Genomic DNA, 26,033 nt, shown 5'->3' with positions numbered 1-26,033 from the left:
CTGCGGCGGGGGGCTTTGACGTGTTACCAGGAAGACTTCGTGATCCCGGGCAGTTCGCCGCGGTGGGCCATCTCCCGGAATCGAACCCGCGAGATGCCCGCCTTGCCGATGTAGCCGCGCGGGCGGCCGTCGACGACGTCGCGGTTGCGGACCCGGATCGGGTTCGCGTCGCGCGGCAGCTTCTGGAGCTTCAGCTGCGCCTCGGCGCGGTCGCCCGCCGACGTGCCGGGGTCGGCGATGATGCGCTTCAACGAGGACCGACGCTCGGAGTAGTGGGCCACGGTCCGGCGGCGATGCTCGTTGCGAGCGATCTTCGCGGTCGTTGCCATTTACCGCTCTTCGCGGAAGTCGACGTGGGCCCGGGTCTTCGGGTCGTACTTGCGGATGATCAGCCGGTCGGGATTGTTCCGGCGGTTCTTCCGCGTTACATAGGTGAAGCCGGTGCCTGCGGTGCTGCGGAGCTTGATGATGGGGCGGAGGTCGTTGCGCTTGGCCATGCTGTCCTTTCCCGGATCACCTGGCGGGTGACCCACACTGCTCTCAACGCCGGCCGGGTGGCCACTATTCCGGCCGACAGGGTACTTTGTAGTGGTTATCGTTTTCAACAAGACAGGAGAGTCGATGCTGCCGGTGACCTTGCTGACGGGCCTCGACGACGAGTTCCGCGGCGCCGTGGCGAGCAATCTGCTCGCGGCTGCCGGCCCGACCGGCGTCCTGGTGGAGTACGACGTGAGCGGCCTGAGCGCCGGCTCCGTCGTCCGGACCGCCCGCACTGCGGCCGGCGTGATCGACCGCGAGGTGATCACCATGGACCACCCGTGCGTCTCCTGCGCGATGCGCGATTCCCTCGTCCAGCTGCTCTCCAGCATCGCGGCCATCGAGCGGTACGGCGCAGCGATCGTCAACGTCCCCGCCGCCGGAGACACCCAGGCGCTCGCGACCGAGCTCGCGACGGCCGACGACTTCCGCATCGACGCCGTCGTCACCACCGTCGACGCCACCACCGTGCTCGCTGATGTGACCGGCGACGAGCTGATCCGTGATCGCGGCATCCCGACCGCGGTCGAGGACGGCCGTGCGATCGCCGAGGTCGTCGTCCGGCAACTGGAGTCGGCTGATGCGGCGGTGCTGAGCGGTGACGGTCCGGCTGCGCTGGTCCGGGCAATCAATCCACGGCTGCTGATCAAGACCACGCCGACCGGTCTGCTCGGCGTGGGGCTGCATGCTCCTGGGAACGTCGTCGAGCCCGGTTCGATCGCGGCGCCCGCGGACGGCGAGGTGCCGACACTGGTCTGGCAATCCAATCGACCGTTTCATCCGGAGCGTCTGTACGACGCCCTGGAGGACCTCATCGCCGGGTCGGCCCGCGGACGCGGCACGCTCTGGATCGCGACCCAGCACCGCAACCGGCTCAGCTGGGACAGCTTCGGGACGAACATCTCGATCGGCGTGCTCGGCCCGTGGCTGGCCGACCTCCCGGCCGATCGCTGGCCGGCGGTCGGGCAGCAACACCAGGCCCGCTCCGCCCTCGAGTGGCACCCGGAGTACGGCGACCGCGCGTCGTACCTGTCGATCACCGGGCCCGGTCTGGAGCTGCGGGAATTAACCGACCGCCTCGACGGTTGTGTCCTCCGTGCGGATGAAGCGGTCCACCCCCTGACCGACCCGTTCGCCCCTTATCTGGAAGGAAGTACTGCAGCATGAAGAAGGACATTCACCCCGACTACCGCCGGGTCGTCTTCCGGGACAAGTCCGGCAACTTCAGCTTCCTCACCGGTTCGACCCGCGAGAGCAACGAGACGGTCGTCTGGCACGACGGGAACACCTACCCGGTCGTCGACGTCGAGATCTCGTCCGCGAGTCACCCGTTCTACACGGGCCAGCAGCGCGTGATGGACACCCAGGGCCGCGTGGAGAAGTTCAAGAAGCGCTACGGCCAGAAGTAACCCCTGGTCTTCTCACAGCCCGTCGCCTCCCGAGGCGACGGGCTGTTTGCGTGTTCAGGCGGCAACCGTCGCCTTGTGGCAGAACGCCTGCAGCCAGCGGCCGTCCGAGCGGACGTAGACCTGGCTGATCCACTCCTCGATCTCGTACGGCGTCGCGTCCCAGGTGCCGGTACTCGCCTTCCGGGCGGTGAGGACGACCGTGTCGCCCACCCGAGCGATCCGCTCACCCCCGACGGTCCTCATGCTGTGATGCTGCAGCCGGCCGGACGCGATCCAGCCGATGATGTCGGCCTTCGACGTGACTCCGGTGGCATCGACGGCGACCCAGTCGTCGGTCCAGCAGTTCGCGATCAGTTCGGCGTCGTTGCCGATCAGCACCGCGTCCGCCTCGGCCGCCTCCGCGCGTACTTCGTCCTCGACTGTCATGCGTCGAGTCTGCCCGTCTCGGATTCGAGACGTTTAGGTGGGCGCGGCGCTTACCCGACCGGGCAGCGCGGTTCCACACTGTGGGGATGGAGCCGGTTGAGCTGACGGGTGCCGGGTTGAGCCCGTTGGAGGCGGTGGCGCTCGGGCAGCGGCGTACGGCGGTTCGGCTGAGCGAGGTCGCGCGGAAGCGGATGGAGGCGTCGGCCGCGGTGGTGGCCGAGGTCGCGGGCCGCCGGCCGGTGTACGGGCGGACGACCGGCGTCGGCGCCAACCGCGACGTGCTCACGTCCGACCCGGAGCACGGAGCACGCCTGCTCGGGTCGCACAGCACGACCGGTACGACGTCGTACCCGAAGGATGTCGTCCGGCTCGGGCTGCTGATCCGGGTCAACCAGCTCGCCGCGGGCGGGTCCGGGCTCGACCCGGCGGTGGCCGACGCGATCGTTGGTCTGCTCAACGACGACGATCTGCCCGACCTGCATCGCGGTGGTGCGATCGGTACCGGCGACCTCGGTCCGCTGGCGGAGCTCGGGCTCGCGCTCGGCGATGTCGTCGACGGGACCAGCGCCCTACCGCTGTTGTCCAGCAATGCGCTCACGCTCGCCGAGTGCTGCCTCGCGTACGTCGAGGCCGGCACGCTCATCAACGTCGTACCGCTGGTCGGCGCGCTCTCGCACGTCGCGCTGCGCGGCAACGCCGAGGTGTACGACGTACGCGTGCACGAGGCTCGTCCGCAGCCGGGACAGGTGCGGGTCGCGCGGCGGATGCGCGGGCTGCTCGACGGTCTCCCACTCGCGCCTGCCCGCGTCCAGGATCCGTTCGGATTAAGGGCTTTCGCGCAGGTGCTTGGACCGGCCGTCGATCATTCCGATGCCTTGGGCAATAGCGTGCGGATCGATATCAACGCGGCCGCGGAGAACCCACTGGTGGCGGGCGACACCGTGCTGCACAACGGCAACTGGCACGCGATGCCGATCGCGCTCGCCCTCGACTCGCTCCGGCTGAGCCTGCACAGCGTCGCGACCCTCTCGACCACCCGCGTCGCGAACCTGGTCGATCCGGACTACACCGGCCTCAGCCGTTTCCTGGCCAGCGGAGCGGCGGCGAGCTCGGGCGTGATGATGATCGAGTACGTCGCCCACGACGCGCTCGCCGCGGTCCGCTCAGCCGCCCAGCCCGCGACGCTGGGCACGGCGACGTTGTCGCGGGGCGCCGAGCTCCACGCGAGCTTCGCACCACAGGCCGCAGTACTAACCGCTCAGTTGCTGGATGCCCTGCGCGAGGTCCTTGCCAGCGAACTGGTCACCGCCGTACGCGCAATCCGCCTCGCCGGCCTGACCCCCGACGACCTGGCACCGGCAGCCGTCGGCCCCTGGCTGGCAGACGCCCTGGCCGCCCTACCGGCCAGCCTCGCCGACCGCTCCCTCCGCGAGGACCTCGAAATAGCCCGCGGCCTCCTCACCCAATGGGGCGACCGCCAGGTCGAACACCCAGCCGAGTCGGGCTGATGGGCCCGCTAAGGACAGGAGGTATGGCCCTCGGTCCGCCACAGCCACGCTCGCCTACCCCGGTCGAAGGCCGATTTGTGCCACCACCTCCTGTCGTTAGAGCTGGGTGCAGGGGTTACCCGTGGAGGCGGCGGGAGAGGGCGGCCGCGGCTTGGCGGATGCGGTGGGCGAGCTGCGGGCGGTCCGGTGGTGGGATGGCGTCTGTGCGGAAGGTGACGCTGATGGCGGCAGCTGGGTGGCCCGCGTGGTCCACGGCGGCGCTGGCGACCGAGGCCATGCCCGGGGTGATGAAGGAGTCTTCGACCGCGTAGCCCTGACGTTTCTCGTCGGCCAGTAGGCGCCGGAGTTGGGTGAGGGTCTGCGGGCCGAGGTCGGTGCGGCGGACGAAGGATTCAGGCGTTGGGAAGAGCGCACGAACTTGAGCCGGCGGCAGCTCGGCGAGCAGCGCGCGCCCGGATGCCGTGAGGGTGGCGGGTAGCCGCACCCCGACATCGGTCACCAGCGTGACCGGCCGCGGCGGCTGTTCTTTGAGCAGGTACACGAGCTCCCGACCGTGCAGTACGCCGAGATGCGCCGTCTGCCCCACCTCGTGCACCAGCTGCACCAGCAACGGCCGCGCCAACCGCTCCAACGGATCGTGCCGCAGGTAGGCCGACCCGATCTCGAACGCAGCAACCCCGAGCCCGTATCGCTTCTCCTCGGGCAGATGGACGACGAACCCCTCGTCGATCATTGCCCGCAGCAAGTGGTACGTCGACGAGCGCGGCAGGCCGACCGCGGAGGCGATGCGCTCCATCGGTACCGGACCGGGCTGGGTGGCCAGGAACGTCAGCACCCGCAGCGTGCGGGTCGAGGCGGGAACGTTGCCGCTCACAACGGCAGCGTAACCCGGCCGGACTAGATCCCTGACGATTCGCGTTTCTTCGCGCGGCTGCGTCCCAACCAGAACCGCAGCCCCTCACCCGCGACCGCGATCGCGAACAGCCCGCCGGCCAGACCCCAGTCCAGGAACTCCGAGCCCGAGAGCAGCAATCCGACCGCGAGCGACACAACCAGGAAGAACAGCAAAGAGATGACCAGTCGCTTCACAGGGCTTTCTCCGCAGTCCACGCACCGGTCGTCGCCCGGTAGCCGAGCCACCGGTTCACCGCCAGCATCGGCGCATTGCCGGCGTCGTTACCGGTCGAGGCCGTCACGAACCCGGCGTCCCGGGCCGCGGCCAGCGCGTGTGACTTCACCACCTTCGCCAGTCCGCGCCCGCGATCCGAAGGGATCGTGCCGGTCAGGTTCGACCAGATCACCCCGCGGTCCGGATCAGCAGTCGTGGTGACGAACGACAGCACCCGGTCACCGTCGAGCACCGCGAAGCTCAGGTCCCGCCGGGTGTCCGGGTTGTTCCACGACACCTTCACCCATTCGTCGTACGCCGGCCCGCTGGAGAACCCACTCGGGTCGTCGTCCCGGACCTGGATCTCGGCGTCGAACAGCTGCCGCGGCTCGAGGTGTTCGTAGGTGGTCAGACGTAGGCCGGCCGGCGGCGCAACCGGCTCGCGCACCTCGCGCAGGTCGGCAGCGGCATGGCTCATCCGCCGCCCCAGCACGAACCCGCGGTTCTCCGCGAACGCCTTGGACTCGTCGTCGTCCGCCACTGCGACCAATAACCGGCCGGCCCCGGCGGTGAGTGCCTCCGCGGAGATCGCGGTCAGCAATGCGCTGCCGATCCCGCGCTTGCGCTGCGACGGTGGTACCTGGACGGTGATCCGCACCCGCGCGCCGGCCAGGTCTGCCTCGGGGAGATAGAGGTTCGAGTACCCGACCACGTCCGGACCGTCCACGGCGAGCAGGATCACGCGGCTCCGGCCGCCTCGCAGTTCGGCCTCGATGGCCCGCGCCGACTTCACCAGCTGCGGCATCACGGCAGCCCAGACCTGGGCGACGCCGACCGCGTCCGCCGGCCGCGCCGGCCGGATCTCGAACACCATGGCTTGACTCTATGTGTTCGCGGGTCCACACCTGACGTCTCAGATCCGAGACAGAAACTGGTCTGCCGCTCCTGTCGAGGAGCATCCGGGCGCGGTCCAATGATCGGGTGGAAGACACGGTGATTGTCGGTATCGGTCCGCTGACCCCGGCCGAGGTGGTCGCGGTCGCACGGTACGGCGCGCAAGTACAGATCGACGACCAGGCCCTGGAGGAGATCGCGAAGTCACGCGCCGCGATCGAGGCGCTGGCCCATGCGGACACCCCGCATTACGGCGTCTCGACCGGGTTCGGCGCACTCGCGACGCGGCACATCGCGCCGGAGTTGCGGGCGCAGTTGCAGCGCAGCCTGATCCGTTCGCACGCGGCCGGCTCAGGCCCCGAGGTGGAGACCGAAGTCGTACGGGCGCTTGCCCTGCTGCGGCTCTCCACCCTCGCAACAGGCCGGACGGGCGTGAAGGTCGAGACCGCCCAGGCGTACGCCGGTCTGCTCAACGCGCACCTGACTCCGGTCGTGCACGAGTACGGCAGCCTCGGCTGCTCCGGCGATCTCGCACCGCTGTCGCATGTCGCACTCGCGATCCTGGGCGAAGGCAAGGTCCGCGATGCCGCGGGCAACCTTCTCGAGGCCGGCGAAGCCCTGCGGCGGAATGGCCTCACGCCGATCGTGCTCGCCGAGAAGGAAGGCCTGGCGCTGATCAACGGGACCGACGGCATGCTCGGCATGCTGGTCCTCGCGCTCGCCGACCTCGACCGGCTCTTCAAGACCGCCGACCTCGCCGCCGCCATGAGCGTCGAGGCCCAGCTCGGCACCGACCGCGTGTTCGCCGAGGACGTGCAGGCCCTGCGCCCGCACCCCGGCCAGGCTGCAGCTGCTGCCAACCTCCGCGCGATCCTCAAGGACAGCGCTATCGTCGCGAGCCACCGTGGTCCGGACTGCAACCGAGTCCAGGACGCGTACTCGCTCAGGTGCTCCCCGCAGGTCCACGGCGCCGCTCGTGACACGGCAGCGCACGCGGCATCGGTCGCCGACCGCGAGCTCGCCGCCGCGATCGACAACCCCGTCGTACTGAAAGACGGCCGGGTCGAGTCCAACGGCAACTTCCACGGCGCCCCGGTCGGGTACGTGCTCGACTTCCTCGCCATCGCGGTCGCGGACCTTGCGTCGATCAGCGAACGGCGTACCGACCGTTTCCTCGACGTGGCGCGCAATCACGGGCTGAACGCGTTCCTCGCCGACGACCCCGGTGTGGACAGCGGGCACATGATCGCGCAGTACACCCAGGCCGCGATCGTGTCCGAGCTCAAGCGTCTCGCCGTACCCGCCAGCGTCGACTCGATCCCGAGCAGCGCGATGCAGGAGGACCACGTCTCGATGGGGTGGTCCGCCGCCCGCAAGCTGCGCAAGTCGGTCGACGGGCTGCAGCGGGTGCTGGCGATCGAGATCCTCACCGCCGCGCGGGCGCTCGACCTGCGCGCGCCGCTGACCCCCGCTCCGGCCACCGCCGCCGCCAAGGCCGTACTGCGCGAGCACGTCGAGGGCCCCGGCACGGACCGCCATCTGGCGCCCGAGCTCGAGCACTCCGTCCAACTCGTTGCCAACGGCACCTACATCGAAGCCATCGAGGCCGTCACCGGCCCGCTCCTCTAGAAAGGCTGGATCACCCATGTCCGGACCCCGTCCTGTGCGCGCACCCCGCGGCACCGCCCTCACCGCCCGCGGCTGGCAGCAGGAAGCCGCGCTGCGGATGCTGCAGAACAACCTCGACCCAGAGGTCGCCGAGCACCCCGACGAACTCGTCGTGTACGGCGGTTCCGGCAAGGCCGCCCGCGACTGGAACTCGTTCGACGCGATGGTCCGCACGCTGACCACGCTCAAGGACGACGAGACCATGCTCGTGCAGTCCGGCCGACCGGTCGGCGTGATGCAGACGCACGAGTGGGCGCCGCGGGTGCTGATCGCGAACTCGAACCTGGTCGGCGACTGGGCCACCTGGGAGGAGTTCCGCAAGCTCGAGGCGATGGGCCTCACGATGTACGGCCAGATGACGGCCGGGTCGTGGATCTACATCGGCACCCAGGGCATCCTGCAGGGCACGTACGAAACGTTCGGCGCGGTGGCCGAGAAGCGCTTCGGCGGCACGCTGGCCGGGACGATCACGCTGACCGCCGGCCTCGGTGGCATGGGCGGCGCGCAGCCGCTGGCCGTCACGATGAACGACGGTGTCGCGATCTGCATCGACGTCGACTCGTCGCGGATCGACCGCCGGATCGAGCACCGCTACCTCGACGTACGGGCGAAGGACCTGGACGACGCACTGCGGTTGGCGGAGGAGGCCAAGAAGGCCCGCCGGCCGCTGTCGATCGGTGTCCTCGGCAACGCCGCCGTGATCGTGCCGGAGCTGCTGGAGCTGGGCGCGCCGATCGACATCGTCACCGACCAGACGTCGGCGCACGACCCGCTGATGTACCTGCCGGTCGGCATCGAGTTCGACGACTGGGCGAGTGCTCGGGAGAAGGACCCGGCCGGGTTCACCGAGCGCGCGCAGGCTTCGATGGCGCGGCACGTCGCGGCGATGGTCGGGTTCAAGGACGCGGGTGCCGAGGTGTTCGACTACGGCAACTCGATCCGGGACGAGGCTCGGAAGGCCGGGTACTCCCGGGCGTTCGAGTTCCCCGGCTTCGTGCCGGCGTACATCCGGCCGTTGTTCTGTGAAGGAAAGGGCCCGTTCCGGTGGGCCGCGCTGTCCGGTAATCCTGCCGACATCGCGAAGACCGACCAGGCGATCCTCGACCTGTTCCCGGACAACGAGCACCTGACGCGCTGGATCAAGTTGGCCGGCGAGCGGGTCGCGTTCCAGGGTCTGCCGGCCCGGATCTGCTGGCTCGGACAGGGCGAGCGGGACAAGGCCGGTGTGCGGTTCAACGAGATGGTTGCCTCCGGCGAGCTCGAGGCCCCGATCGTGATCGGCCGGGATCACCTGGACACCGGCAGCGTGGCATCGCCGTACCGGGAGACCGAAGGCATGCTCGACGGTTCGGACGCGATCGCGGACTGGCCGTTGCTGAACGCGATGGTGAACGTGGCCAGCGGTGCTTCCTGGGTGTCGATCCACCACGGCGGCGGCGTCGGTATCGGCCGGTCCATCCACGCCGGCCAGGTGTCGGTTGCCGACGGCACCGACCTGGCCCGGCAGAAGCTGGAGCGGGTACTCACGAACGATCCGGCGATGGGCGTGATCCGTCACGTCGACGCCGGCTACGAGAAGGCTGTCGAGGTCGCCGACCAGCGCGGTGTGCGGATCCCGATGCGGGAAGGCTAACCGTGGGCGACCGTGGCAATCTGTAGTGCTACGGTGCACATTTCAAAAGACGAGAAACCGCGCGATCGCGTGGATTCGGTCTGTCGTTCCGCTAGGGTCGCATCCGCGACCGACGACGAGCGCGAAGGGGCGCCATGATCGAGTTCGAGGACGTCACCAAGCAGTACCCGGACGGCACCGTCGCCGTCGACAAGCTGTCCCTGCGGATCCCGAGCAACCAGATCACGGTGTTCGTCGGGCCGTCGGGGTGCGGCAAGACCACGTCGCTGCGGATGATCAACCGCACCATCGAGCGGACCAGCGGGACGATCTCGATCGACGGTGTGGACATCAACTCCCAGGACCCGGTCACGCTGCGCCGCGGCATCGGGTACGTGATCCAGAATGCCGGCCTGTTCCCGCACAAGACCGTTGTGGACAACGTCGCGACCGTCCCGAAGCTGCTCGGCTGGGACAAGCGCAAGGCCCACGGTACGGCGATGGAGCTGCTCGAACGCGTCGGCCTCGACGTCAAGCTGGCCGAGCGGTATCCGGCCCAGCTGTCCGGTGGCCAGCAGCAACGAGTCGGCGTCGCCCGGGCGCTGGCGGCGGATCCGGCGGTCATGCTGATGGACGAGCCGTTCAGCGCGGTCGACCCGATCGTCCGGCACCAGCTGCAGGAGGAGTTGCTCCGGCTGCAGCGCGACATCGGCAAGACGATCGTGTTCGTCACCCACGACATCGACGAGGCGATCAAGCTCGGCGACAACGTCGCAGTACTGCAGGTCGGCGGGAAGCTGGCCCAGTTCGCGCCGCCGGCCGAGCTGCTCGGTGAGCCGGCCGACGACTTCGTCCGCGGCTTCGTCGGCCAGGATCGCGGTTACCGTGCGCTGACGTTCGTGCATCCCGACGAGCTGCCGGTGCAGCCGGTGCCGGACGAGCTCGCGTTGAAGGACGGCGTACCTGTCGGTTGGAAGAACGGGTCCGGCGAGCTGCTGCCGCTCGGCGCGGTGTTCAAGCGCGGCGATTCGCTGCGCGCGGCGCTGGACGCAGTACTGACGTCGCCGACCGGCTGCGGCATCTGCGTGGACGACGAGGGCAGGGCCATCGGCGTCATCGACCAGTCCACCGTCGCCCAGGCGCTGCGATCATGAGGTGGATCGGTGACAACCTGGGACTGATCTGGGAACAGCTGCGCGAGCACATCTACCTGGCGATCATTCCCGTGATCCTCGGGCTGATCATCTCGGTGCCGCTGGGGTACGTCGCCACGCGCTACTCGTGGCTGGCGAACCCGCTGATCGCGTTCGGCGGTCTGCTGTATTCGCTGCCGTCGATCGCGCTGTTCATCGTGATCCCGGCGCTCCTCGGCACCAAGGTGCTGTCGACGATCAACATCATCATCGCGCTGACCCTCTATACGGTCTCGCTGCTGATCCGGAACGTGATCGACGGACTGCGCTCCGTGCCACCCGACGTACGGCAGTCCGCGATAGCGGTCGGGTACGGGCCGCTGCACCGGCTGGTCGCGGTCGACCTGCCCATCGCCGTACCGGTCATCTTCGCCGGGCTGCGCGTGGTCACGGTCGCGAACATCTCGATGGTGAGCGTCGGCGCTGTCATCGGGATCGGCGGCCTGGGGGAACTGTTCACGCTGGGCTTCCAGAAGGACTTCCTGACGCCGGTCGTGGTCGGGGTCGTGCTCTCGCTGGCGCTGGCTCTGGTCGCCGACCTGATCCTGGTGTCGTTGCAGCGGGTGCTGACCCCTTGGGCTCGGGTCTCTACGCCTGTGGTGGAGGTGGCGTGACATGTGGCAGTACCTGACCGACTCGTACAACTGGTCCGGCAACGAGGGGATCTGGGCGCGGATCCTGCAGCACCTCTGGTACACGTTTGCCGCCCTCGGACTCTCCGTGGTGATCGCACTACCGATCGGATTGCGGATCGGGCACACCCGGCGTGGTGCGTTCCTGGCGATCAACCTCGGCAACGCGGCACGCGCCCTGCCGAGCCTCGGCCTGCTGATGATCGCGGTCCTGCTGACCAACCAGATCGGCTTCCTGCCGGTGCTGATCGCGCTGGTCGCGCTGGGCATCCCGCCGATCCTGGCCTCGACGTACGCCGGTCTGTCCGGTGTCGATCCGGCCACGATCGACGCCGCCCGGGGGATGGGGATGACCGGACGCGAGATCCTGACCAAGGTGGAGATCCCGATCGGGCTGCCGCTGATCATCTCCGGCATCCGGAGCGCCACCCTGCAGATCGTCTCGACCGCGACGATCGCCGCACTGGTGTCGCTCGGCGGCCTCGGGCGCTACGTGGTCGACGGGCTGAAGCTCCGCGACTTCCCGCAGATGTTCACCGGCGCCCTGCTGGTGGCGCTGCTGGCGATCGTGCTGGACGCGGTCTTCGCCCTGATCGGCCGGATTACTGTGTCCGAGGGGCTGAAGATCGGCTGAATTGTCCGTCGTACCTGCTGAACTTGAGATGCATCCATCGGCACCGGCCGGTGGCTGAACGAGAACACTGGAGGCTCTCGTGTTGAGATCCACACTCATCCGTACTGCGATCGCCGGGGTGGCGGTGCTCGGCCTGGCTGGTTGTGGGGGTGGGGGCGACCAGCTCGGCAGTGACAACGCAGGCAAATCGCCGGCGCCCTCGAAGGTGAGCAGCATCACCGTCGGGTCCGCCGACTTCTCCGAGAGCCAGTTGATCGCGGAGATCTACGGCCAGGCGCTGGCCGCCAAGGGCATCGAGGTGAAGAAGAAGCCGAACATCGGCAACCGCGAGACCTACATGGCCGCGATCAAGGACGGGTCCGTCGACCTGGTCCCGGAGTACACCGGCGCCTCGCTGGCATACTTCGACAAGAACTCCACCGAGACCGACCCGCAGAAGGCGTACGACGCGCTGAAGAAGGCGCTGACGCCCGGGCTGGAGATCCTGGAGATGTCGCCGGCGACCGACGAGGACACCATCGTGGTGACCAAGGCGACCGCGGACAAGTACAGCCTGAAGTCGATCGGCGACCTGAAGGACAAGAACCTGGTCGCGGGCGGTAGCTCCGAGTTCAAGGTCCGGACCGCCGGGCTGAAGGGTATGAAGGAGAAGTACGGCGTCGAGTTCAAGGACTACAAGACGCTCGACGCCGGTGGTCCGCTGAGCATCAAGGCGCTCGAGGACAACACCATCCAGGTCACCGACCTGTTCACCACCCAGGCGGTCATCAAGGACAAGGGCTGGGTCCAGCTGGAGGACCCGGAGCACATCCTGCCGCCGAACAACATCGTTCCGTTGATCCGGACCGACCACAAGTCCGACGACGTCGTCGCGACGCTGAACGCGGTCGACGCCAAGCTGACCACGGATACGCTGACCGACCTGGTCAAGCGGATCGACGTCGGCAAGGAGAGCGCGGACGCGGTCGCCAAGGACTGGCTGTCGAAGAACCCGCTGTCTTGAGCTTCGAATCCCTCTGGGCCGACCAGTCCGCCATCGGCCGCGACCCCGAAACCGGCGGTTACACCCGAGGCGGCTGGACCCCCACCGAACGCGAGGCGACGCACTGGTTCCTGAACCAGTGCGCCACCCGCGGCCTATCCGTCGAATCCGACGGCATAGGCAACCTGATCGCCTGGTGGGAACCGGAGCCCGGGACCTCCGTGGGCTCCGCTGTATCCTCCATCCAGGGCGGGGAGCCGGCCGGAGGGCCGGCTCCCCGCCCTGGGGTGGTGACTGGGAGCCATCTGGACTCGGTGATTGATGGTGGGGCTTTTGACGGGCCGCTGGGGGTGGTGTCTGCGCTGGCGGCTGTTGATCGGTTGCGGGCGGAGGGGTTCGAGCCCAGCGTGCCTATTGGCGTGGGCGCGTTTGTGGAAGAGGAAGGGTCGCGATTCGGGATGCCGTGTTTGGGGTCTCGGGTCGCGGCCGGTGTGTTGTCGGCCGAGAAGGCGTTGGCCCTGACGGACCGGACCGGCATCCCGTTGGCGGTTGCTCTGGAGCAGTCGGGGATCGACCCGGCGGGAGTCGGGCCCTCACCGCTGATCGGGCAGATGGGGACGTTTGTCGAGTTGCACGTGGAGCAAGGGCGCGGGTTGACCGCGCCGGTGGGTGTGGCCAGCTCGATCTGGCCGCACGGGCGCTACCGATTCACGTTTACCGGCGAGGCCAACCACGCAGGCACCACGCTGATGGAGGACCGCCACGACCCGATGCTGACGTACGCGATGACCGCCCTCGCCGCCAACAAGCAGGCCCGCCTGGCCGGTGCTCGCGCCACCTTCGGCCGGGTATCGGTCGAGCCCAACGGCACCAACGCCGTACCGTCGCAGGTGACCGCCTGGCTGGACGCACGAGCCGCCGACACCGCAACGCTGGAATTGTTGCTCGCAGCAATCACCAGGCAAGCCGTCGAACGCGCCGAACGCGACGGCACCACGCTCGAGGTGACTCCGGAATCGGTCTCGCCGATCGTCAACTTCCCGACCGGCCTGCGCGACCGGCTGGTCGGCGTACTCGACGGCGCCCCGGTCCTCCCGACCGGCGCGGGCCACGACGCGGGCGTTTTCTCGGACGCCGGCATCCCGACCGCGATGCTGTTCGTCCGCAACCCGACCGGCATCTCCCATTCACCCGCCGAGTACGCCGAGCAGGACGACTGTCTCGCGGGCGTGGAGGCATTGGCCGCAGTACTGAAGGACCTTGCGAAGTGACGTCGTACTGGTGTGAGACCGCGATCCTCCCGACCGGCCTCGCGCGCGGCGTCTTGGTGACAACGTCGAACGGTCGCTTCACCTCGGTCGAGCCGGACGCGGCTCCCGGCGACGCGCACGTCCTCAACGGCCTCGTCATCCCGGGCCTGGCGAACTGCCACAGTCACGCGTTCCACCGCGCGCTCCGCGGCCGGACGCAGACCGAGCGCGGCACCTTCTGGACCTGGCGCGAGCAGATGTACGCCGTCGCCGCCGCGCTCACCCCCGACACGTATTACGACCTCGCTCGCGCGGTGTACGGCGAGATGCTGCTCGCCGGCATCACCGCGGTCGGGGAGTTCCATTACCTCCACCACCCACCGGGTGGCAGGCGGTACGACGACCCGAACGCGATGGGTCTGGCGCTGATCGCGGCCGCGCGTGACGTCGGCATCCGGATCACGCTCCTCGACACCTGCTACGTCGCCGGCGGCATCGACGAGCCGCTCAACGAGGTCCAGCAACGCTTCAGTGACGGCGACGCGACGGCGTGGGCTGCCCGGGTCGCGCAGTTGAGCGCTGACGATGACGTCGTGATCGGTGCGGCCGCCCATTCGGTGCGAGGTGTGCCGCAGGATCAAATCGGTGCGGTCGCCTCGGCGTTTCCCGACGTACCGCTCCATATTCATCTGTCCGAGCAGGTCGCGGAGAACGCGGCTTGTCTCAAGGCGTACGGGCGGACGCCGGCCCAGGTGCTCGACGAGGCCGGGTTCCTCAGCGGGCGGACGAGCGCGGTACACGCCACGCATCTCACCGATGTCGACGTCGGGCTGCTCGGGAGCTCCGCGACGTACTCCTGCTTCTGCCCGACCACCGAACGCGACCTCGCCGACGGCATCGGGCCGTCCGTGCAACTGCGTGACGCGGGCTCGCCGCTGACGCTCGGCTCCGACAGCCACGCGATCATCGACCTCTTCGAGGAGATGCGAGCCGTCGAGCTGAACGAACGCCTCGCCACCCAGGAACGCGGCCACTGGTCCGCCGCCGAACTCCTGAAGGCAGCCGCTACGGACGGCCACCGCTCGATCGGCTTCGAGGACGCGGGCGCGATCCGGGTCGGAGCCCGCGCCGACCTGGTAGCCGTCCGGCTGGACACCATCCGCACCGCGGGCACCGGCGGCAGCGCTGAGACCGCGGTCTTCGCCGCCACTGCCGCGGACGTCTCGGATGTAGTCGTCTCAGGCAACCATTTGGTTGCTGATGGCAAGCATGTGCACCTGGATGTCCCGGCGCAGCTGACGACATCGATCGAGGCGGTGACCGGATGACCTCATTCCTGCTCACCAACATCGGCTCGCTGGTGACCAATGACCCCACGCACGGCGGTCTCCTCGGCGAGCTCCACGACGCAGCTCTGGTCATCGACGGCGCCAACGTCGCCTGGGTCGGCTCGCGCCGTGACGCGCCGGCGGCCGACGGAGCGCTCGACCTCGGCGGCAGGGCCGTCATCCCCGGCTTCGTCGACTCGCACTCGCACCTGGTCTTCGCAGGCGATCGCTCCGAGGAGTTCGCCGCCCGGATGACAGGTACGCCGTACTCCGCCGGCGGCATCCGCACCACCGTCGCCGCGACCCGCGAAGCCACCGACGAACAGCTGACCGCGAACGTGTCCCGCCTCGTGACCGAGATGCGCCGGCAGGGCACCACCACTGTCGAGATCAAGTCCGGCTACGGGCTCACCGTGGCCGACGAGGCCCGTGACCTCGAGATCGCGGGCCAGTTCACCGACGAGACGACGTACCTCGGGGCGCATGTCGTGCCGTCGGAGTACGCCGACGATCCGGCCGGCTACGTAGAGCTGGTGACCGGCCCGATGCTCGACGCGGCCGCGAAGCACTCGAAGTGGATCGACGTCTTCGTCGAGCGCGGCGCCTTCGATGCCGACCAGGGCCGCACGATCCTGCGGGCCGGGATCGCCCGCGGCCTCCAGCCGCGGGTCCACGCGAACCAACTCGGCGAGGGCCCCGGCGTACAACTGGCCTGCGAGGTCGGCGCCGCCTCTGCGGACCACTGCACGTATCTGACCGACGCCGACGTTGACGCCCTGGCCTCGGCCGGCGTGGTCGCCGGGCTCCTGCCCGCGATCGAGTTCTCCACCCGCTCGCCGTACCCCAACGCCCGCCGCCTCCTGGACGCAGGCGTCACCGTCGCCCTGGCCACCGACTGCAATCCCGGCTCCGGCTACTCCTCCTCCATGCCCTTCTGCATCGCCCTCGCAGTCCGCGAGATGCACATGACCCCCGCCGAAGCCCTCTGGTCCGCCACCGCCGGCGGCGCCGCCTCCCTCCGCCGCCCCCACCGAGGCCACCTGACCCCCGGCTCCCGAGCCGATCTAGCCGTCCTCGACGCCCCCTCCCACCTACACCTCTCCTACCGCCCCGCCGTCCCCCTCATAACCCAAACCTTCATCGCCGGCCGGCCGGTTTGAGGGGACGCCCCGCACTGATCAACCTCGACCGAAACGGCAACTGCACGCTCAACTCCTTGATCAAGCCGCCCGCAAGGCCTGCATGGTCAGTGGCTGGCGTCCGCCTGCCCGTTCGACAGCATCGACGACCCAATCCCCGTCGAACATCACGTCCTCCCAGGTGAACCGAAGGATCGTCCACCCGCGGATGGCCAGGTTGACGTGCCTTCGGCAGTCCTTCACCAGAGCTCGGCGGGTGCCATGATGCTCGAACCCCTCCGCCTCCAGACCGAGGCGGCGGGCGGGATTCGCCAGGTCCAATCGTGCCGAGAACTGGCCGTCCTGGACGACCACCTGTGGGACGAAGCCCTCGATTCGCCGCTCGATCAGAAGCGCCCGCAGCGCCGACTCCAGCACCGATTCCGACCGTCCATCGGCGAGTGCGGCAGCCCGGAGAATGCGTTTACGATGCGGACCGCGCAGTTTCGCCGCGGCGTCGAGAAGCTCGTCCTGCTCGACGCATCCCGAACGCAGCGCCGAATCCGCCACCGCGAGCGCCTCCCCCATCGGCAGAGTGCGCAGACAATCGAGCACCGTACGGAGCGGGGTCGTGACGTCGTCCAGTGCGGGTACCGACGCCCAGTGCAAGATGCACGGGAGTCCGGTCCGGCGTCGAACACGAGCCGGCTCCAGGGTGACGTGTGGCAGCACCGGTCGGTTGACGACCCCGAGACCCCAGTGCTGCGCAGCACTGAGATGAGACACGACACCGCCGTGGCTGCGAGCCGCGGTCAACGCGGGTGGTGCATCCGGCAGGGCGTAGACGCCCTTCGCGACCCGACGGATCTGACCCGAATCCAGCGCGTTCCGGATGGATCGCGCGGACACGAGCGCCCGAAGATCGGCGAACGTCGCGCTTCCTCCCCGCCGGCCGAGGACGTCAACCACATCTGCCATGAGCTTCATGGTGACCGAATCCCGGCCCGCGTGACGTGATCCATCCACAGGCGCATCTCCCACACTGACCAAACCCGGCTTGGTGGATCGACTACACCAGATCTGAGCGTGATGGCGCGAGCCCTGGTGACGTTGGTCAGTGCGGGAGATCCGCGTAGCTGCTAACGGGAGGAGGTGCCGGTCCGCCGGGTGCGCGACGGGCGGCGGCTTTAGTCGGCCAGTTCCTTGGTGAGGAGGAGGGCGGGGGTGCCGTCGGGGAGGAGTTGTTTGCCTACCTCGATGTAGCCGCGGGTGGTGTGGAAGGTGAGGCCGCTGTCGTCGAGGGGGTGGGTGCGGACGCGGGCGACGGCGCGGTCGAACGGCTTGGCGGCGCGTTCGATCGCGCGGTAGACCTGCGACGCGATGCCCTGCCGGCGGTGCTCGGTCGCCACGACGATCCGCTCGATCAGCAGGAAGCGGTCCGCGTACGTCTGGGTGAACCAGTCGAACTCGAGACCGTCGTACGCCGAACCCGGGGTGAAGGTCAGCACGAAGCCGGCGGGTTTGCCGTCCAGGTCGACGATCGCGGCGTGGGCGGCGATCAGCCGGAGCCAGTCGAGGCGGTCGGCGCCGAGGGGATCGACCAGCCCGGCGGCAGCGTTGTTCAGCGCGAGCACCGCGCCGTAGTCGGCGGGATTCATCGCGCGGAGTTTCACAGGGACAGGGTCGCACGGTAAACCTTTCCCCGGGAGGGGTCTCCCTGGCCGCACCCCGGCCCGGACCCCGAAATCCGGACCCACCCTTGGGAATGACCCGGGCCATGTGCAATGTTGAGTCCAGTGAACTCAAGTTTGTTGCGTCACGGATTTGAACCGAGGCGGACGAACGGGCAACATTGAGTCTGCATCACTCAACTTCGTGGAGGTAAAGCATGGCCCGCGCGGTCGGAATCGATCTCGGTACGACGAACTCCGTCATCGCCGTACTGGAAGGTGGCGAGCCCACCGTCATCCCCAACGCCGAGGGAGCGCGCACGACGCCCTCGGTGGTGGCATTCGCCAAGAACGGCGAGGTCCTGGTCGGCGAGGTGGCGAAGCGCCAGGCCACCACGAACGTCGACCGTACGATCCGCTCCGTCAAGCGTCACATGGGTGAGAGCTGGAGCGTCGACATCGACGGCAAGAAGTTCACCCCTCAGCAGATCAGCGCGTTCGTGCTGCAGAAGCTGAAGAGGGACGCCGAGGCGTACCTCGGGGAGCAGGTCACCGACGCGGTCATCACCGTGCCGGCCTACTTCTCCGACGCGCAGCGCCAGGCGACCAAGGAGGCCGGCGAGATCGCGGGCCTGAAGGTGCACCGGATCGTCAACGAGCCGACCGCGGCCGCGCTCGCGTACGGCCTGGACAAGGGCACCGAGCAGACCATCCTGGTCTTCGACCTCGGTGGTGGCACGTTCGACGTGTCGCTGCTGGAGATCGGCGACGGCGTCTTCGAGGTGAAGGCGACCAGCGGTGACAACCACCTCGGTGGTGACGACTGGGACAACCGGATCGTCCAGTGGCTGGTGACCCAGTTCAAGAACAAGAACGGCACCGACCTGTCCGGCGACAAGATGGCCATGCAGCGCCTCACCGAGGCCGCCGAGAAGGCCAAGATCGAGCTGTCCGCCGCGGCCGAGACCACGATCCACCTGCCGTACCTGAGCCTGACCGAGTCCGGCCCGCTGCACCTGGAGGAGAAGCTCTCCCGGGCAGAGTTCCAGAAGATGACCAACGACCTGCTCGAGCGCGCCCGCGCGCCGTTCAAGGCCGTCATCAAGGACGCCGGCATCGACGTGGCCAAGATCGACCACGTGATCCTGGTCGGCGGTTCGACCCGGATGCCCGCGGTGGCCGACCTGGTCAAGGAGCTGACCGGTGGCAAGGACCCGAACAAGGGCGTGAACCCGGACGAGGTCGTCGCGGTCGGCGCCTCCCTGCAGGCCGGTGTGCTGAAGGGTGAGGTCAAGGACGTCCTGCTGCTCGACGTGACCCCGCTGAGCCTGGGCATCGAGACCAAGGGCGGCGTGTTCACCAAGATCATCGAGCGCAACACCACGATCCCGACCAAGGGCTCGGAGATCTTCACCACGGCCGAGGACAACCAGCCGTCGGTGATGATCCAGGTCTACCAGGGCGAGCGCGAGATGGCCCGCGACAACAAGTCGCTCGGCAACTTCGAGCTGACCGGCCTGCCGCCGGCGCCGCGGAACGTGCCGCAGATCGAGGTCACCTTCGACATCGACGCGAACGGCATCGTGCACGTGAACGCCAAGGACCTGGCCACCGGCAAGGAGCAGCGGATGACGGTCACGGGTGGCTCCGCGCTGCCGAAGACCGACATCGACCAGATGGTCCGCGACGCCGAGCAGTACGCCGAGGAGGACCGTCGGCGCCGCGAGGCCGTCGAGAGCCGGAACCAGGCCGAGAGCCTGGTCTACCAGACCGAGAAGTTCCTGCAGGAGAACGAGGACAAGGTCCCCGACGACGTCAAGACCGAGGTCAAGGACGGCGTCGCGGAGCTGAAGAAGGCCCTCGAGGGTGAGGACGCCGAGGCGATCAAGGCCGCGTCGGAGAAGCTCGCCCAGTCCAGCCAGAAGATGGGCGCCGCGATGTACGCGAACGCCCAGGCCGCCGGCGGGTCCTCGGAGGAGACGACCTCCGACGAGACCTCGGCCGGCAACGACGACGATGTCGTCGACGCCGAGATCGTGGACGAGGACCGGCCGCAGGACAAGACGGAGGACAAGTGACGGATCGACCCACTGGCAGCGAGTTCGGTGACGGCGAGCCCGTCGTCCGGGACAAGCGCCGGATCGACCCGGACACCGGCGCGGCGCGGGAGCCTGCTGATTCAGCGGCTCCCGCGCCCGGCGCCCAGCCGGGGACGCCGGGCACTCCGGGCGCACAGCCGCCCCGGGACCCGTCCGACCTGGTCGGGCCGTCCGCCCAGGAGGCCCTGTTGACCGAAGCGCTCGCGGAGCGTACGGCGGACCTGCAGCGACTGCAGGCCGAGTACGTCAACTACAAGCGCCGCGTCGACCGGGACCGGGAGGCGTCGCGGGAGCTCGTGATCGGCTCGGTGCTGACCGAGCTGCTCGGGACGCTCGACGACGTCGGCCGGGCCCGTGAGGCGGGTGAGCTCGAAGGTGCGTTCAAGGCGGTCGCGGAATCGCTGGAGCGCGTCACCGAGAAGCTCGGCCTGGTGAAGTTCGGCGAGAAGGGTGACCCCTTCGACCCGCGGATCCACGAGGCCCTGCTGCACAACTACTCCGACGAGGTCGACGGTCCGACCGCGACGATGATCATGCAGCCGGGCTACCGGCTGGGTGAGCGGGTTCTGCGGGCGGCCCGGGTGGCAGTCTCGGAGCCGACCGAACAACTGCCGGCCGACGCGGCGAAGGCCGACGGACCGGCGGAGAGCACAGATGATGACGCGGACAGGTCCGCGGAGTAACGACCACGACGGGAGGGGAGGCGTCAGATGAGCACGAAGGACTGGCTCGAGAAGGACTTCTACAAGGTTCTCGGCGTCTCCAAGACCGCCGAGGCCGACGAGATCAAGAAGTCCTACCGCAAGCTGGCGCGCAAGTACCACCCCGACTCCAACGCCGGTGACGCGTCCGCGGAGGCCAAGTTCAAGGAGGTCTCCGAGGCGTACGACGTCGTCGGCGACCCGAAGAAGCGCAAGGAGTACGACGAGGCGCGCCGGCTGTTCGGCAGCGGCGGCTTCCGGATGCCGACCGGCAGCGGTCAGGGCGGCGGCGGGTTCAACTTCGACGTCGGCGACCTGTTCAACCGCAGCGGCTCCGGCGGCGGCGGTGGCGGGCTCGGCGACATCCTGGGCGGCATGTTCGGCGGTGGTGGCCAGCGCACGACCACCTCGACGACGGCCCGTCCGCGGCGCGGCCAGGACATCGAGACCGAGGCGACGATCGAGTTCGCCGAGGCCGTGAACGGTGTCACGGTCGGGCTCCGGATGACCAGCGACGCGCCCTGCCCGACCTGTCACGGCACCGGTGCGAAGTACGGCACCGTGCCGAAGGTCTGCCTGAAGTGCGAAGGCACGGGAATGCAGACCTCGGTGCAGGGCGGCGTGTTCGCGATGACCGAGCCGTGCACCGAGTGCAAGGGTCGTGGCCTGGTCGTCGACCAGCCGTGCGAGACCTGCCATGGCTCCGGCCGCGGCCAGTCGAGCAAGACCATGCAGGTCCGCATCCCCGCGGGCGTGCAGGACAACCAGCGGATCCGGCTCAAGGGCAAGGGCGCGGCCGGCGAGCGAGGTGGCCCAGCGGGCGACCTCTACGTCACCGTGCACGTCAAGCCGCACCGGATCTTCGGCCGCCAGGGCGAGCACCTGACGCTGAACGTCCCGGTGAGCTTCACCGAGGCGGCGCTGGGCGCCGAGATCAAGGTTCCGACCCTCGACGGCCTGCCCGTCACGGTCCGGATCCCGGCCGGTACGGCGAACGGCAGCAAGCTGCGCGTCCGTGGCAAGGGATCGGTCCGGCGGGACGGGACCAAGGGCGATCTGCTGCTCACGCTCGAGGTGCAGGTTCCGCACGAGTTGACCGACGAGCAGAAGGAAAAGCTGCAGGAGTTCAACTCTGCGTCGGATCACCCTGATCTGCGGGCCGGGTTGTTCGGGAGTCCGTGATGGGTATCCCGTTCAGCCAGGTGCCGACCTGGGACGACCGCACCCCGATCTACGTGATCTCGGTGGCGGCCCAGCTGGCCGGCATGCATCCGCAGACGTTGCGCCAGTACGACCGGCTCGGCCTTGTGGTGCCGAGCCGGGCGTCCGGCCGCGGCCGGCGGTACTCGGCGTACGACGTGGCGAAGCTGCGCTATGTGCAGCACCTGTCCCAGGAAGAGGGCATCAACCTCGCGGGAATTCGCCACATCCTCGCGCTACAGTCGGAGGTGGAGGACCTGCGTCAGCGGGTCAACCAGCTTCTGGCCGAGGTTCAACGCGGTGTCGGCGCCTCCCGGCGCACCGCCACCAGCCGGGTCTTCTCGGCCGGTCCAGCCGGCGACGTGATCGCCATGGGCCGGCAGCAGACCACGACACGCTGGATCCGCACCCAGCCCCTGGAACTCGGCTCGCGCTGATCCTTCACCTCGGGGGTTTTCACCTGACCACCGGAGGTACTCCGAAACCCACCCTCGGAGTCCTCCGGCTCCGGTGGAGGCCGTCGTTCCCCCGCGACGCCTCCACAGTCGAAGGCGCGTCATTCCCCCGGCGCCCTTCGACCGCCGCGGGGTGGTCCGTTACCGGACCGCCCTGCGGTCTCTTCCACCGAAGCCTCCGGCCGGACAGGCCGGAGGCTTCGCGTGCGTTCACCTGCCGGTCACTCCCGAACCTGTTGTCTGCGGCCACCGACCGCATACCCTGGCGGGGTGACGCTGAAGCTGGAGACGGACCGGCTGCTGATCCGGGACTGGGAGGAAGACGACGCCGACGCCGCGCTGGAGATCTTTGGCTCCGCCGACGTGGCGCCCTGGCTGTCACCGGCCATCGACAAGGTGCCGGACGCCGCGACCATGCGGTTGATCCTGCAGTCCTGGATCGAGGCCCAGCCGAACTTCGTGGTCCCGGCCGGCCGCTGGGCGGTGGCGCGTCGCGACGACGGCGAGATCGTCGGCGCATTGCTGATCCGGCTGCTCCCGCCGTACGAGGAGGATCTGGAGATCGGCTGGCAGCTGCGGCCGAGCGCCTGGGGCAACGGATACGCGACCGAGGCCAGCCGCGGGCTGATGAGCTGGGCGTTCAAGGAGGGCGATGTCGACGAACTGTTCGCGGTCGCCCGCCCGAACAACAAGCGTGCGATCGCGACCGCGCAGCGCCTCGGCATGCAGTGGGTCGGCGAGACCGACAAGTACTACGACCTGAACCTGCAGGTCTATCGGATACGCGCCTCCGAGTTCAGCACGTAGCGGCACGACTCTCACCAGCTACGTATCGCCGGCCACCGACTGGTGCCCGCGCTCGGCGACGCATGTCAGCTACCCAGCGTGCTCACCCTGAATGATCCCTGGGATTTCTCAGAGTTGAGTGGAATGGACTCAAGTTTCGATAGGTTGTGTCTGGTGAGACTTGTACGTTGAGCTGGAAAGGCTGGAAATAGATGGACGTTCAGCGGTTGACGACGCTGGCCCGGGAAACCCTGTCGGTCGCGATCCGTCAGACGTCCGCGGCGGGCAACCCGACCGTGGAACCGATTCACCTGCTCTCCGCGCTGCTCGCGCAGCCCGAGGGGACGACGATCGGTCTGCTCGAGGCAGCCGGCGGCGACGTTGACGCCGTACGCCAGAGGACGGCCGCGCAGCTGAGCCGGCTCCCGAAGGCGAGCGGTGGCAGCGTGCAGGCGCCGAGCCTGTCGCCGAAGACCGGCGACGTGCTGAACCAGGCAGAGCAGCGGGCCCTCGGACTCGGGGACGAGTATGTCTCCACCGAGCACCTGCTGATCGCGCTCGCGACCGTCGAGGGCGTGGCCAAGACCGCGCTCGGCGTGACCGCGGACGCGCTGCTGCAGGCGTTCGACCAGATGCGGGGCAACCGCCGGATCACCTCCCCGGAGGCTGAAGGCACCACCAAGACCTTGGAGAAGTACGGCGTCGACCTGACCGAGCGGGCCAGAGACGGCAAGCTCGACCCGGTGATCGGCCGTGACTCCGAGATCCGCCGCGTGGTCCAGGTGCTGTCCCGTCGTACCAAGAACAACCCCGTGTTGATCGGTGAGCCCGGCGTCGGTAAGACCGCCGTCGTCGAGGGGCTGGCCCAGCGGATCGTGGCCGGTGACGTGCCCGAGTCGCTGCGTGGCCGCCGGCTGATCAGCCTGGACCTCGGTGCGATGGTCGCGGGTGCGAAGTACCGCGGTGAGTTCGAGGAGCGGCTGAAGGCCGTGCTGACCGAGATCAAGGAGTCTGACGGTCAGATCATCACGTTCATCGACGAGCTGCACACCGTCGTCGGCGCCGGTGCGTCCGGCGAGGGCGCGATGGACGCCGGCAACATGCTGAAGCCGATGCTGGCCCGCGGTGAGCTCCGGATGATCGGCGCCACGACGCTGGACGAGTACCGCACGCGGATCGAGAAGGACCCGGCGCTGGAGCGCCGGTTCCAGCAGGTGTTCGTCGGCGAGCCCTCGGTCGAGGACTCGATCGCGATCCTGCGTGGTCTGAAGGAGCGGTACGAGGCGCACCACAAGGTCGCCATCTCCGACTCTGCGTTGGTTGCGGCGGCCACGTTGTCGCATCGCTACATTTCCGGCCGTCAGCTTCCCGACAAGGCGATCGACCTGGTCGACGAGGCCGCGTCCCGGCTGCGGATGGAGATCGACTCGTCCCCGGTCGAGATCGACTCGCTCCGTCGTACCGTCGACCGGCTGAAGATGGAGGAGCTCGCGCTGTCCCGCGAGGCGGACCCGTCGTCGCAGGAGCGGCTGGAGCGGCTGCGTGCCGATCTCGCCGACCGCGAGGAGGAACTGCGCGCCCTCGAGGCCCGCTGGGAGCGCGAGAAGTCCGGCCTGAACCGGGTCGGTGAGGTCAAGGAGCGCATCGACGAGCTGCGCGGCCAGGCCGAGCGGGCCCAGCGCGACGGCGACCTGGAGACCGCGGCGCGGATCCTGTACGGCGAGATTCCCGAGCTCACCAAGGAGCTCGAGAAGGCGTCCGAGGAGGACGAGGTCGTCGAGGGTCCCGAGGCCATGGTCAACGAGGAGGTCGGTCCGACCGAGATCGCCGAGGTGATCGCGATGTGGACCGGGATCCCGACCGGGCGGCTGCTCGAGGGTGAGACCGGCAAGCTGCTCCGGATGGAGGACGAGCTGGGTCGTCGGCTGATCGGTCAGCGCGAGGCGGTCAAGGCCGTGAGCGACGCCGTACGGCGGGCGCGGGCCGGCATCTCCGACCCGGACCGGCCGACCGGTTCGTTCCTGTTCCTCGGCCCGACCGGTGTCGGCAAGACCGAGCTGGCGAAGGCGCTTGCGGACTTCCTGTTCGACGACGAGCGGGCGATGGTCCGGATCGACATGTCGGAGTACGGCGAGAAGCACAGCGTCGCGCGGCTGGTCGGCGCCCCGCCCGGCTACGTGGGGTACGAAGAGGGCGGTCAGCTCACCGAGGCAGTACGGCGGCGTCCGTACTCGGTGATCCTGCTCGACGAGGTGGAGAAAGCACACCCCGAGGTCTTCGACATCCTGCTGCAGGTGCTGGACGACGGGCGGCTGACCGACGGCCAGGGTCGTACGGTCGACTTCCGCAACGTGATCCTGATCCTCACCAGCAACCTGGGTTCGGCGTACCTGGCCGACATGTCGCTGGACGACAAGGCCAAGCGCGACCAGGTGATGGCGGTCGTGCGACAGTCGTTCAAGCCGGAGTTCATCAACCGGCTGGACGAGATCGTGCTGTTCGACGCGCTCGGCAGCGAGGAGCTGACGCAGATCGTGGCGCTGCAGATCGCCGCGCTGCAGCGGCGGCTGACCGACCGGCGGATCACGCTCGAGGTGGACGACGGCGCGATGGAATGGCTGGCGATGACCGGGTACGACCCGGTGTACGGCGCCCGTCCGCTGCGCCGGCTGGTCCAGTCCGCGATCGGTGACGAGCTGGCTCGCGGGTTGCTCGAAGGCTCGATCCGCGACGGCGAGACCGTCAAGGTCACGCTGAACGAAGCCAAGGACGCCCTCGAGGTGTCCTGACAGAACAAGGGCCCGGTCTTCATGACCGGGCCCT

General features: G+C 68.7%; 26 protein-coding genes. 18 read left to right on the top strand and 8 right to left on the bottom strand.

The window, feature by feature from the left end; all coding sequences use genetic code 11:
- Positions 1 to 23: 23 nt before the first annotated feature.
- Both rpsN and rpmG read right to left on the bottom strand, forming a co-directional pair.
- Positions 24 to 329 (bottom strand): 30S ribosomal protein S14, encoded by a 306-nt coding sequence (rpsN, locus tag EV653_RS36960; protein ID WP_134110543.1) that lies wholly within the window; start codon positions 327 to 329, stop codon positions 24 to 26.
- Positions 330 to 497 carry a 50S ribosomal protein L33 gene (gene rpmG, locus EV653_RS36955; RefSeq protein ID WP_130442702.1) on the bottom strand — a complete coding sequence of 56 codons (168 nt, stop codon included), beginning with the start codon at positions 495 to 497 and terminating at the stop codon, positions 330 to 332. It lies immediately after the preceding gene.
- Positions 498 to 621: 124 nt separating this feature from the next.
- Here rpmG and EV653_RS36950 point away from each other — a divergent pair, with 124 nt between their 5' ends.
- Both EV653_RS36950 and EV653_RS36945 read left to right on the top strand, forming a co-directional pair.
- On the top strand, positions 622 to 1,704 hold the full coding sequence (locus tag EV653_RS36950) for a GTP-binding protein (RefSeq protein WP_134110541.1): 1,083 nt from the start codon (positions 622 to 624) through the stop codon (positions 1,702 to 1,704).
- Entirely contained in the window at positions 1,701 to 1,946 is a 246-nt protein-coding gene (locus tag EV653_RS36945; RefSeq protein WP_134110539.1) for a type B 50S ribosomal protein L31, read from the top strand. Before EV653_RS36950 ends, EV653_RS36945 begins: the two co-directional genes overlap by 4 nt.
- A 54-nt stretch (positions 1,947 to 2,000) precedes the next feature.
- On the opposite strand, the gene EV653_RS36940 is transcribed toward EV653_RS36945, so the two are convergent.
- A complete protein-coding gene (locus EV653_RS36940) occupies positions 2,001 to 2,372 on the bottom strand; it encodes a nuclear transport factor 2 family protein (RefSeq protein ID WP_134110537.1) in 372 nt (123 codons plus the stop codon).
- 86 nt (positions 2,373 to 2,458) lie between these two features.
- Here EV653_RS36940 and EV653_RS36935 point away from each other — a divergent pair, with 86 nt between their 5' ends.
- Positions 2,459 to 3,880, top strand: a complete 1,422-nt coding sequence (locus EV653_RS36935; protein ID WP_134110535.1) for an aromatic amino acid lyase — start codon at positions 2,459 to 2,461, stop codon at positions 3,878 to 3,880.
- A 115-nt stretch (positions 3,881 to 3,995) separates the two neighbouring features.
- Here the strand turns inward: EV653_RS36935 and EV653_RS36930 are convergent, their stop codons facing one another.
- The 3 genes from EV653_RS36930 to EV653_RS36920 are packed head-to-tail and all read right to left on the bottom strand — an operon-like array spanning position 3,996 to position 5,862.
- Positions 3,996 to 4,754, bottom strand: a complete 759-nt coding sequence (locus EV653_RS36930) for an IclR family transcriptional regulator (RefSeq protein WP_134110533.1) — start codon at positions 4,752 to 4,754, stop codon at positions 3,996 to 3,998.
- A 23-nt stretch (positions 4,755 to 4,777) separates the two neighbouring features.
- Positions 4,778 to 4,969, bottom strand: a complete 192-nt coding sequence (locus EV653_RS36925) for a hypothetical protein (RefSeq protein WP_134110531.1) — start codon at positions 4,967 to 4,969, stop codon at positions 4,778 to 4,780.
- On the bottom strand, positions 4,966 to 5,862 hold the full coding sequence (locus EV653_RS36920; RefSeq protein ID WP_238160697.1) for a GNAT family N-acetyltransferase: 897 nt from the start codon (positions 5,860 to 5,862) through the stop codon (positions 4,966 to 4,968). The genes EV653_RS36925 and EV653_RS36920 overlap by 4 nt, the downstream gene beginning before the upstream one ends.
- Before the next feature lie 107 nt (positions 5,863 to 5,969).
- Here EV653_RS36920 and hutH point away from each other — a divergent pair, with 107 nt between their 5' ends.
- The 9 genes from hutH (at position 5,970) to hutI (ending at position 16,341) form a co-directional block, all read left to right on the top strand.
- On the top strand, positions 5,970 to 7,511 hold the full coding sequence (hutH, locus tag EV653_RS36915) for a histidine ammonia-lyase (RefSeq protein WP_134110529.1): 1,542 nt from the start codon (positions 5,970 to 5,972) through the stop codon (positions 7,509 to 7,511).
- A gap of 16 nt (positions 7,512 to 7,527) precedes the next feature.
- Positions 7,528 to 9,183 carry a urocanate hydratase gene (gene hutU / locus EV653_RS36910; protein WP_134110527.1) on the top strand — a complete coding sequence of 552 codons (1,656 nt, stop codon included), beginning with the start codon at positions 7,528 to 7,530 and terminating at the stop codon, positions 9,181 to 9,183.
- Positions 9,184 to 9,317: 134 nt separating this feature from the next.
- Complete coding sequence (locus tag EV653_RS36905; RefSeq protein WP_134110525.1) at positions 9,318 to 10,316, top strand: ABC transporter ATP-binding protein; 999 nt, start codon at positions 9,318 to 9,320, stop codon at positions 10,314 to 10,316.
- Positions 10,313 to 10,969: an ABC transporter permease gene (locus tag EV653_RS36900; protein ID WP_134110523.1), complete on the top strand. Its 657-nt coding sequence runs from the start codon at positions 10,313 to 10,315 to the stop codon at positions 10,967 to 10,969. The genes EV653_RS36905 and EV653_RS36900 overlap by 4 nt, the downstream gene beginning before the upstream one ends.
- A 1-nt stretch (position 10,970) precedes the next feature.
- Positions 10,971 to 11,621: an ABC transporter permease gene (locus tag EV653_RS36895; RefSeq protein ID WP_134110521.1), complete on the top strand. Its 651-nt coding sequence runs from the start codon at positions 10,971 to 10,973 to the stop codon at positions 11,619 to 11,621.
- 79 nt (positions 11,622 to 11,700) lie between these two features.
- Complete coding sequence (locus EV653_RS36890) at positions 11,701 to 12,624, top strand: ABC transporter substrate-binding protein (protein WP_134110519.1); 924 nt, start codon at positions 11,701 to 11,703, stop codon at positions 12,622 to 12,624.
- The gene (locus EV653_RS36885; RefSeq protein WP_134110517.1) at positions 12,621 to 13,874 is read left to right on the top strand and encodes an allantoate amidohydrolase; all 1,254 of its coding nucleotides are present in this window, start codon (positions 12,621 to 12,623) and stop codon (positions 13,872 to 13,874) included. The genes EV653_RS36890 and EV653_RS36885 overlap by 4 nt, the downstream gene beginning before the upstream one ends.
- Positions 13,871 to 15,181, top strand: coding sequence for a formimidoylglutamate deiminase (locus EV653_RS36880; RefSeq protein WP_134110514.1), 1,311 nt, complete (start codon positions 13,871 to 13,873; stop codon positions 15,179 to 15,181). Before EV653_RS36885 ends, EV653_RS36880 begins: the two co-directional genes overlap by 4 nt.
- Complete coding sequence (hutI, locus tag EV653_RS36875; protein ID WP_134110512.1) at positions 15,178 to 16,341, top strand: imidazolonepropionase; 1,164 nt, start codon at positions 15,178 to 15,180, stop codon at positions 16,339 to 16,341. Before EV653_RS36880 ends, hutI begins: the two co-directional genes overlap by 4 nt.
- 60 nt (positions 16,342 to 16,401) lie before the next feature.
- Here the strand turns inward: hutI and EV653_RS36870 are convergent, their stop codons facing one another.
- Entirely contained in the window at positions 16,402 to 17,277 is an 876-nt protein-coding gene (locus tag EV653_RS36870; RefSeq protein WP_134110509.1) for a type IV toxin-antitoxin system AbiEi family antitoxin domain-containing protein, read from the bottom strand.
- A 209-nt stretch (positions 17,278 to 17,486) separates the two neighbouring features.
- Positions 17,487 to 17,957 carry a GNAT family N-acetyltransferase gene (locus tag EV653_RS36865; protein WP_134110507.1) on the bottom strand — a complete coding sequence of 157 codons (471 nt, stop codon included), beginning with the start codon at positions 17,955 to 17,957 and terminating at the stop codon, positions 17,487 to 17,489.
- A gap of 230 nt (positions 17,958 to 18,187) precedes the next feature.
- On the opposite strand from EV653_RS36865, the gene dnaK reads away from it, so the two are divergent.
- The 6 genes from dnaK to clpB all read left to right on the top strand — a co-directional run bounded on the left by dnaK (position 18,188) and on the right by clpB (position 25,999).
- A complete protein-coding gene (dnaK, locus tag EV653_RS36860; RefSeq protein ID WP_134110505.1) occupies positions 18,188 to 20,047 on the top strand; it encodes a molecular chaperone DnaK in 1,860 nt (619 codons plus the stop codon).
- The gene (grpE, locus tag EV653_RS36855; protein WP_134110503.1) at positions 20,044 to 20,751 is read left to right on the top strand and encodes a nucleotide exchange factor GrpE; all 708 of its coding nucleotides are present in this window, start codon (positions 20,044 to 20,046) and stop codon (positions 20,749 to 20,751) included. Before dnaK ends, grpE begins: the two co-directional genes overlap by 4 nt.
- Before the next feature lie 27 nt (positions 20,752 to 20,778).
- Positions 20,779 to 21,951 (top strand): molecular chaperone DnaJ, encoded by a 1,173-nt coding sequence (dnaJ, locus tag EV653_RS36850; RefSeq protein ID WP_134110501.1) that lies wholly within the window; start codon positions 20,779 to 20,781, stop codon positions 21,949 to 21,951.
- Positions 21,951 to 22,406, top strand: coding sequence for a heat shock protein transcriptional repressor HspR (locus EV653_RS36845; protein ID WP_134110498.1), 456 nt, complete (start codon positions 21,951 to 21,953; stop codon positions 22,404 to 22,406). Before dnaJ ends, EV653_RS36845 begins: the two co-directional genes overlap by 1 nt.
- A gap of 288 nt (positions 22,407 to 22,694) precedes the next feature.
- Positions 22,695 to 23,231: a GNAT family N-acetyltransferase gene (locus EV653_RS36840; RefSeq protein ID WP_134110496.1), complete on the top strand. Its 537-nt coding sequence runs from the start codon at positions 22,695 to 22,697 to the stop codon at positions 23,229 to 23,231.
- Between the two features lie 191 nt (positions 23,232 to 23,422).
- On the top strand, positions 23,423 to 25,999 hold the full coding sequence (clpB, locus tag EV653_RS36835) for an ATP-dependent chaperone ClpB (protein ID WP_134110494.1): 2,577 nt from the start codon (positions 23,423 to 23,425) through the stop codon (positions 25,997 to 25,999).
- Positions 26,000 to 26,033: the final 34 nt, after the last annotated feature.

This window comes from Kribbella pratensis, assembly GCF_004365355.1.
GTDB lineage: Bacteria > Actinomycetota > Actinomycetes > Propionibacteriales > Kribbellaceae > Kribbella.
Note: the sequence above shows the minus strand (reverse complement) of the source record. Positions and strands in the feature narration are given on the sequence as shown.